This window comes from Aminobacter sp. AP02, from assembly GCF_003148805.1.
GTDB lineage: Bacteria > Pseudomonadota > Alphaproteobacteria > Rhizobiales > Rhizobiaceae > Aminobacter.
The window spans coordinates 1-5,973 of the sequence record NZ_QGGX01000053.1 but is presented as its reverse complement, the minus strand read 5'-3'; the positions used below and the strand labels follow the sequence as shown (position 1 = coordinate 5,973).

Sequence of the window (5,973 nt, the reverse complement as noted above, 5' to 3'; positions counted from 1 at the left end):
TGTACGTCCGAAAACTTCGATGCCTTCATCGCTCTCCGCTCCTCTCCCAACCGGGAAACTACAGCGGAAAACTCCAATTCTGAACGGTCCAGTTTTCGGGGGTCAGAGCAGATCTTTTAGAGACGTGCGCGACATAGCTTGGAGGACTGTCGCTATGGGCCTACATTGTCATTCGTTTCCCCTTCGTGCATGGACTTGCCAACGATAACGTGAATCGTTAACGCTCGGTCGTTGCCGCGCTGCCATATTTCCGTACGTCAACCTGGCGTTCTCGGAGATTGACGCATGTGAACGGAGTCGAAGTCTAAGCAAGAGGACGGATGAGACTTTCAAAGCATAGCTGTGCCCGAGGAACTGAGCTTAGTTGGACGCAGATTGAGGCCACAACTCAGCCCGTAGTTTCATGAGCGCCTTTGCGCACGACCCTCTCAGATTTACTGCCAGTTGGATCGTCTTTGTCGCTTGAGTGCGTGCGGGGAGAGGATTTGACATTTGGCATTCTTTTGAAAGTATCCCAGCATGTCCCAATCGCCCCGATTGATTTTTGACCTGACGACGTCGGCGCGCTGGTCCGGACCACCGTCGGGGATTGTGCGCACTGAGCGACAACTCGCGATATTCGCAAAAGAGGTTGTCGCTACCTCATTGGAGTATTCAATCTACGATCTGGAATCGAAATCATTCTTCATTCTGAAGCCTGATATCGTGAGGCGTATTCTCGCCGGAAATCTCGTCGTTGAATTCGGTGCAGGCGTACCGGAGCGCATCCTTCGTCAAGTTCGGAAATATTCATTCCTTCGTCAGCCCCGAAAATATTTGTTGGAGCAATACTATCGCGTTGCAAATTGGCTCGGTACCAACAAGTATGAGTATCACTTTCCAAGGCCTGCCAATACGATTTCGCTGCGCGACGCAACAATCTCACGGCTCGAAATAAACTCGTCAGATATTCTTGTCTCGTGCGGCGCTGACTGGCATGGGAAAGACTTGCAAGCGATCCGGGCGGAAAAAATCAAGACCGGATTTACCTATATCTCGATCTGCTATGACGTAATCCCGTGGAAGTCACCGCAATTTTGGCCAGAAGGGGTTGCTGATAGTGTCGTAGCTTACTACGGCGAGCTAGCTTGGCTCGCGGATAGAGTATTCTGCATTTCGAAAGCGACCGCGCAGGAATACAGGCAACTGTGTGATGTGTTTGACATCCCTTGTCCGGCCCTGTCGGTTTTTCGCCTTGGCGAAACCGATTTTGCGAGCGTCCAGGCTGACAAGCTCGGTAGTGCGGCGGCGACGCTGCCAGCCAAGCTGCAAGGTACGCGTTACGTTCTGATGGTGGCCTCAATAGAGCCGCGGAAGAACCACTGGTTGTTATACCAGGTATGGCAAAACCTTGTTAGTGAGGGGCGAATTGATGCCGACGTCAAGTTGGTGTTCGTGGGGACTGGGCACTGGTTGACCGGCGATCTGATGCATCAGATCAGGAATAACCCCTTGGTATGCGATCGAATCGAGATCATATCGGCCGTCAGCGATGAGGAGTTGAGCCTCTGCTATGAAAACTGTCTATTTACAGTCTTTCCGTCTTTCGATGAGGGGTGGGGTCTGCCTGTGGCCGAAAGTTTGATGCACGGCAAGGTTTGTCTTGCCTCGAATCGAGGTAGCCTGCCCGAGATCAGCACGCACACGGTGCTGATTGACCCACTAGATGTATATGCTTGGAGAGATGCAATCCAAGAATACGTGAATGATGACGTGGTGCGTTCCGAGAAAGAGAAGGCTATCAGTCAGAGTTACGTCGGAACCAGTTGGAAGCAGAGCGCAAGTCAGTTCTTTGCCACTGCAATCACGAGGTAGGCTGGGATTATGCGCGTATTGGCCCTTGGAACGTACCTGATTGACGAGCCGGTTCATGGCGGGCAAAGGCGCGCGGCGGAGATCGTCAAGATTTATGAGGAGATGGGCGTACCAGTGAAGTTTCTGGCGATATGCCCCGGCAAATCCAGCCAAAGAAGGACCACGTTGGATCGCGCCTTTCAAGCTGAATATCGCAAGAACGGGTGGTTCTATCCTCAGCCGTACCTGGAGGATATTTTCTCAGGTCTGATTTCTTCGCGTGACGACAATTGCATCAGTTGGCTTGTCGACCACGTAGATGATTTTCGTCCAACCCATATACATTTCGAACAGCCATACCTCTATCCGGCGATAAAGGCCTTAAAACGAAGGGGACGCTCTGGACATCGGCTAATTTACTCGTCGCAGAATGTCGAAGTTGAGATTAAGCGCGATATACTGTTGGAGCGCGGCGGAGAGCCAGTATATGTTGGGCGCGCATTGCGATATCTTGAGCGCGTCGAAAAACTTCTTACCAAAACAGCAGATGTTGTCATCGCCTGCACCCAATCCGATGCTGCGGTGTACGCAGGCATGGGGGCAAGCGAAGTGCTGGTCTGTCCAAATGGTGCTCAGCCGCTCCCCGAAACGACTGTTCGTGCGAATTCCACCGAACCCTTCCTCCTAACGATGGGATCGGGGCATCCGCCAAACAGCAGTGGCTTCGTTGAGATGATGCTCGGGCCTGCGTTGCTATTTCTGCCGCCGGAGAAGTCTCTAGCGGTGGCGGGTGGTATGTGTGCATTGATCAGGGCTGAGCCGAGCTACGAGCGCTTCCGTAAATCTAACACGCATCGGCTATCTTTTTATAATCCGGTTTCCGACGCAGAACTCACGACTTTAAAGGAGCGCGCGCACGGGTTCTATCTTCCCATAACCTCCGGTGGGGGGTCCAATTTGAAAACTGCAGAGGCAATTCTATCGGGCAAATGGGTGGTCGCTACCAGCACTGCCTTTCGCGGCTATGAGGCGTTGAAAGACGAGCGGGGAATCATCATCGAAGATGATCCAAGGGCATTTCGCAAGGCAATTCGAGATGTCTTAGCGCGACCACCGCTCGCGCTTGATCTGCCTGAAATCGAACGCCGAAGACAAGTGGAATGGTCGCATGCGTTAACCCCGTTGAGGGCCTGGCTGCACCGGCAGAGGTGACGTCTCACTGCAGCGCTGCAGATGGTCGGAGCGAGACATTTATGGGCAGAGCCAGTTGCCTCGCGCCTCTAATTTTCCTGGTTCGACCTGCCTCATTTGCCCGAGTGGCCCCGTTGATTCAGTGGCCGCGTTTCTTGATACCCACCATCATAGTCAGGCGCCGGGGACGCCCGTCCTTGTGAAAGAAAAACAAGTCGGCCAGTTTTTGGACTGGCGCGCTGATGTTGGGTCCGGCAGCTCTCAGGGAGCTTAGTGCCGTCCTAAAAAAGCCCTGCTGGGCCTTCGCCAGATCGTTCTGGACCTCCGCCAGATCGCTTTGCAGCGATTTTGCTTGCCTGCGGCGTGCATCATGCAGCCTTCGCCAGCTCGCGGTTTGGCCACGCGCCGAAGCGTCGTCCAATTCTAGGGCAAGAATTCGCTTTTTGAGTTGTTGAACGAAAACCGAGTCAATCGAAAGGGAGAAGCCATCCCAAATGTTGGGTCCGATCGCGAAACACGACGCGAGGTCTTTGTGGTCAGCGCTAACGTAAAATCGGTTCAAGCCATCGAAATAGACGAACTCATAGCCTCGGCGCAACAGCAGATCTTCCCATTCGGAATGAGTAGGTATTTGCGTGTTTGCGATCGTGCTTTCCAGAAGAACGATCCACGGGCGAACGGATGAGTTCCCCCAGCTTTCGAGCACCTCTCGCTCCATCCCCTCGACGTCGATCTTGAGCCAGTGAACGTCCGTATCGACGTAGGTGTCGAATACAGACGCAAGGGTCATGCAAGCGACGCTCGTTTTCGCGACATTGCGTCCCTCCTTCTGATGTCTACTAGCGAGTTCCCAGTCTGCAGTGCTGAGGCCGGTGTCTTTGACCTCAAAGAACTCGATGTCCTTGGTCGCAAGGCCGATTGCTACCTGTAACACAACTTCATCCGGTCGCGCTGCCCTCAGCCTTTCCGCATAAAATTGGGTAGGCTCGACATGGATACCCCTCCAACTATGCTCATAGAATGCCAGGCTGACTGAATCCTGCATCGGGTCCTGAGCGCCGATGTCGATGTAGAAGCCGTTCTGGACCGTCTTAAGGGCACGCCAGAGAATAACGTCCTCGAAATTTTGAGCGTATGAGGTGAACAAGTTCTGTACTCGCTGAATGCTGCCGTTGATTTCGACGGATGCAGCGGCTACGCAATTTTACCCGTCGTGAGATAGATGCTGCTATTGAAGCACTGAAGCCACCTGAACTGGACTGGCTGACAATTGCAACCGCGAACGTCGATAAATTTGGGGAAGTTGGAGAGGCTCCAGAGTGTTGACTAAGTCTTTGCCGTTTACAGCGCGCACACCTTAGCAATCTTCGACTTTGACCGCAGAGGAAACCGAATGGAAAATGCCGACTATGTTCGTGTCCTGTTTCGAACCATGCTTGGTCGGGAGCCTGATCCCGAAGCGCTAGGGTTCTTTTCCGATGTCCTTGGCGATGAACGTGACGTAAGGCGCTTGGTTGATGAAATTGTCGCGAGCGAGGAGTTTGCAAATAGGCATGTCCCCTTCAAGGCAGCTAGCGACCTGCGCCCAGATATCTCTCGAACGATCAATATCGTGGATGTGGGTGCGCAAAAGCTTGCGGCTGAAGATCATGTTTACATGCCATTGATTGCGGCAGGATTTCGCTGCCGTTGTATAGGTTTTGAGCCTTTGTCGCACCACGGTACTAACCTGTCGTCAGGCGACATTGCGATGAGCGTGTATCCAAATTTCATAGGAGACGGTTCGCGGCAGACTTTTCACATAAACAACGACGATGCCACATCTTCCCTTCTTCCGCTCAATCTGGCCTTCAATTCGAATTTCAATCATCTGGAAACGTTGAGAACGACTACGACCGAGGGAGTGGATACATCTCGTCTCGATGACGTCCTACATGACTTGGCGTGGGTGGATTTGTTGAAGCTTGACATTCAAGGTTTTGAACTAGCCGCCCTGCGTGGCGCGCAGCAACTTCTTTCACGGACGAATGTAGTTCACTGCGAAGTGGAATTGGGCCCAATCTACATGGGCCAGCCACTGTTTTCGGAAGTTGAGCAATTTCTGAGAGCAGCTGGGTTTTCCTTCATCGATTTTGTGACGGAAACTCGCTATTCCTATACCAGAAGTGGTGTCTCCGGCCCATCAGAGCGGCTAATTTGGGCGGATGCGGTATTCTACCGGGACAGCGGATCCTTATCCCACGAAGACCGGCTAGCACAGGCCGCCATTGCCATGCACGTGTATGAGAAGAACGGACTGGCTCAGCATGTATTGGCTGGCTGATGCAGGCGTGTCGACCAACGGTATCGCCGAACGGCGGGGCCGGCCCCAGCAATCTAAACTTCTTCCCACTTCTCATTGCCGGAGATGATCATCTCTAGCTGAGCTGGTGTCCAACCTCTCATGCGGTCGTTACTTTGAAAGCAATCCTGTGTGGATCGTTCTGGCAACAGTTCTTCACCAAGTTCATCGCGCACAAAAAAGGCATTAAAGCCGAGCGACTGGACCCCAACTAACCGATATCCTTTGGCGCGGGCGAGCTTGGCGAAGGCCGCAAGAGACGCTCCGCATCGGTAGGGCTGCACTGATAGGTCGAGCCTGTAGTCAACCTTGTACGACATGGAGACGCTTTTTTCGGGGCCACAGCTCGTGTTGAACTCGACCACCACGACGCGTGGTTGAATACAATTCAGCGCCTGCCAGATCCAATAGTCATTGCCGTCAAGATCGAGGGACAAAAGGTCAATGGGCCCGCTGAAGCCGTTACTGATAACAAGATCGTTGATGTTTTCGGCGCTAATCCATTGACCTGCCACTGAGTTTTTCCTCCACCAGGAGTTAGAGTCCGGCCTTGATCGAAGGACGGACAGATGAAGCGTAAGCGGTTCACGGAAGATCAGATCATCGCG

At 53.0% G+C, this 5,973-nt stretch carries 4 protein-coding genes and 1 pseudogene; 3 read left to right on the top strand and 2 right to left on the bottom strand.

Going from position 1 to position 5,973, the window contains the following annotated elements; genetic code table 11:
• The first annotated feature begins 519 nt into the window (after window positions 1-519).
• Complete coding sequence (locus C8K44_RS27010) at window positions 520-1,854, top strand: glycosyltransferase family 1 protein (protein WP_109578833.1); 1,335 nt, start codon at window positions 520-522, stop codon at window positions 1,852-1,854.
• Between the two features lie 9 nt (window positions 1,855-1,863).
• The gene (locus tag C8K44_RS27005; protein ID WP_109578832.1) at window positions 1,864-3,045 is read left to right on the top strand and encodes a glycosyltransferase; all 1,182 of its coding nucleotides are present in this window, start codon (window positions 1,864-1,866) and stop codon (window positions 3,043-3,045) included.
• 118 nt (window positions 3,046-3,163) lie between these two features.
• Here the strand turns inward: C8K44_RS27005 and C8K44_RS27000 are convergent, their stop codons facing one another.
• Complete coding sequence (locus C8K44_RS27000; protein ID WP_109578831.1) at window positions 3,164-4,171, bottom strand: FkbM family methyltransferase; 1,008 nt, start codon at window positions 4,169-4,171, stop codon at window positions 3,164-3,166.
• 216 nt (window positions 4,172-4,387) lie between these two features.
• Here C8K44_RS27000 and C8K44_RS26995 point away from each other — a divergent pair, with 216 nt between their 5' ends.
• Window positions 4,388-5,347 (top strand): FkbM family methyltransferase, encoded by a 960-nt coding sequence (locus C8K44_RS26995; RefSeq protein ID WP_281063014.1) that lies wholly within the window; start codon window positions 4,388-4,390, stop codon window positions 5,345-5,347.
• Window positions 5,348-5,400: 53 nt separating this feature from the next.
• Here the strand turns inward: C8K44_RS26995 and C8K44_RS26990 are convergent.
• Window positions 5,401-5,973: pseudogene (locus tag C8K44_RS26990) on the bottom strand (hypothetical protein); the annotation flags it as partial.